The sequence below is a fragment of the Chamaesiphon sp. VAR_69_metabat_338 genome, assembly GCF_031423935.1.
Lineage (GTDB): Bacteria > Cyanobacteriota > Cyanobacteriia > Cyanobacteriales > Chamaesiphonaceae > Chamaesiphon.
The window spans coordinates 1-2773 of sequence record NZ_JANPGM010000351.1; the positions used below are offsets into that span (position 1 = coordinate 1).

Consider the following 2773-nt stretch of genomic DNA (forward strand, 5'->3'; position numbering starts at 1 on the left):
CATAAAGATCGAGCGGCGATCGGTCGATTGTCCGAGTCGCCCGATGCGCCAGTCACCGATCTAGCAGTCAATATCGGCAAATCGCTCGATCTGACTCAGTATTTAAAACAGCTACCCGCACCCAAATTTAAATCGGGTCATACGCTGCCGCCCCTAACTCGGTTTGGGTGGACATTGCCGTTTACCAGCAGAGTCGAATTGGCAGATCGCTGGGGCTATGCTCTAGAATGGGGGCCTTATGCAAATGCCGAGCGAGTCGCCTACGCGTTGGGCGATCCCAATAGTGAAGAGGCGAAGGTAATGGCTTTAGCCGCTGCCAATCCCAAGCGTTATCAGTTAGCCGTCATTCTCAATCGCGATCTGCCGACTACGCCAGCATCAGTATGGTTGCATAACGAGCGGGGGGAATTGCTCGATGGTAAAAAAACTTGGAGTCCGGAAGCTCCCGTCAGTGCGTTAAAAGCGATGGCTAAAATGTGTACCGATCCCTTAGCGCAGATTCGCAACCGCGCGCCGATCTCGGTAGTTTTGAATGGGGGTGAGTACGGCTTGGGCGTTCTGGGTGCCATCCAAAATCTCTGCGAACGCGATCCCCGCGTAGTGGCTGCCAAGGGCAATCGGGATTGGTTTGATTACCTGTCCGAGCGCAAGGCTTACCAGGAGTCGTTTGTTACCCAGGCCATGCGTCAAGTCGTCCCAGATCGCCAGATGTACGTCTACTATCCTGCCGATAGCAATCCCCATCGCGGTCGGTATCCAGGCTGGCTCAATTGGTGCTATGACTACAAATACATGCGGAAAATTACCGATCGACCTAGCACCTCAATGTATTATAAGGAGTTTAATACGGGCTGGACGGGGAATCTGGATATGCTCACCCAAGTCCTCAACTCGATCGGTCAACAAATCAAAATTGGCGATCCGTTATCGTATAACTGGGTCTGTAACGGTTGGATTCGCAATGGTACAACGCCTGTATTTGGCGAGAACGATCGCTATCGGGGCTTTCTCAAGTGCTACTATATGGCTGGCAATATCGGCAGTATTGCTGGTTATTTCGATTTGCCCACAGCCGCTGGTGGCTTTGGAGCCGCGATCGATCCGGATCGTCCCCCAGAGTGGTTGACCCAAATGTTGACCCTCAGTCGCGTCCATGCTTTGTTCAGTCATTTGGAAGATTATTTGCGCCAGGGCGATTTATTGCCGGGGCCGATGAAACATTTATGGGCAAAAGATACGCCAGCTTATGAGTTTCCCGTGCAAGATCCCGAGATCCGAGTGCTCGCTCGCAAACACAGACGCCAGTCTCGGTGGGCGATCGTGGCTTGGGCTGCCGCTGGCAAGGCGCGATCGGCAACTGTCGAGATTCCGCAACTGGGCAGGATCGAGGTCATGGCGCGACCGACGGGGAGCGTCTATACAGCCACAGTGGTAGGAGATCGCCCGAAATTAACCTGGGTCGATCGGCAGGAAGTCTAAGTTTAGATCTCCAGCAACAGCGAAACAATCATTTTTAAGACTGTTTTGCCCACAACTAACCCCATCCCCTGTCCCTATCCCCTATCCCTATTGCGGTTGAAGATGAAGCTCAAGGTTGTATTTTGCTGGTCGGATATTTCTGGTTATATGGCCGCCTGTTGGTGGAAATTACACGAGACAGCCGAGATTGAGGTATTTGTGGTGGCCTTTCAAGCCTTGACCGAGACAGCCTTTGGCGATCGCTTGATGCAAGGGATTCCCTGTCGGTTGCTCGACCTTCAAGAACGCCAAGATCCCCAGCTTGTCAAACAACTAGTCATCGCCGAGCAGCCGGATGCGATCGTTATCGGCGGTTGGCTGCATCAACCCTACTGTAAGCTGACAGCGACACCTGAGTTTCAAAAGACCGCTTTTGTGATGGGGATGGATACGCCGTGGCAAGATACTTGGCGACAGCGATTGGCACCACTAGTCTTAAAATCTTATCTCCAGCGGATGGATCGGGTCGTCGTCACTGGCGAACGGAGTTGGCAGTATGCCAAACAATTGGGCATCGATCCAGCCCGAATCGATCGGGGCTTGTATGGCATCGATTACGATGGCTGGGTGCCGATGTACGAGCGGAGATCGCAATCGGTGTGGCCGCGATCTTTTTTGTTTATCGGTCGGTATATTCCCGTTAAAGCGATCGATGTCCTCGTAAGTGCCTATCAAGCATATCGCGAGCGCGTCGATCGACCCTGGGATCTGGTCTGTTGCGGTCAGGGCGAATTAAAATCTCAATTAGCCGGACAGCCCGGAATTAGCGATCGCGGCTTTTTGCAGCCATCAGAAATGGCCTCAGTCTGGCAATCGGCAGGGGCATTTATCTTACCCAGTCGCTTCGACCCGTGGCCGTTAGCTATTGTCGAAGCCGCTGCCGCTGGTTTGCCAATTATTTGTACCGATGCCTGTGGCTCGGGGGTGGAAGTCGTCCGGTCGTGGTACAACGGTTTGGTCATTCCCGAAGATGACATCGCTCAACTCACTCAAGCCTTGCTAAACTTACACGATCGCCACGCCCAACTCCCGCTCTGGGGTCAAAGATCCCAGCAACTAGCCGCACCGTATGCCACGCAGGTGTGGGTCGATCGCTGGCGATCTCTACTTCAACAGGCAGTTAACCCTCAATTTACCGCCACATCTGTCCAGCGAGTTTCCACAACCTAAAGCCCCGGCATGAATAATACAAGTTTTATCAACCAACTATTTCGTTTTATCGCGACGCCTTTTGGCATCATCGGGATTGCGATTG

2 protein-coding genes are annotated in these 2773 nt (G+C 52.9%); both read left to right on the forward strand.

Going from position 1 to position 2773, the window contains the following annotated elements:
* The coding region (locus RMO84_RS10000) for a hypothetical protein (protein WP_310488318.1) at nt 1-1479 on the forward strand (1479 nt) is incomplete at its 5' end.
* Nucleotides 1480-1524: 45 nt separating this feature from the next.
* Nucleotides 1525-2688, forward strand: a complete 1164-nt coding sequence (locus tag RMO84_RS10005; protein WP_310488319.1) for a glycosyltransferase family 4 protein — start codon at nt 1525-1527, stop codon at nt 2686-2688.
* The last annotated feature ends 85 nt before the right edge of the window (nt 2689-2773 follow it).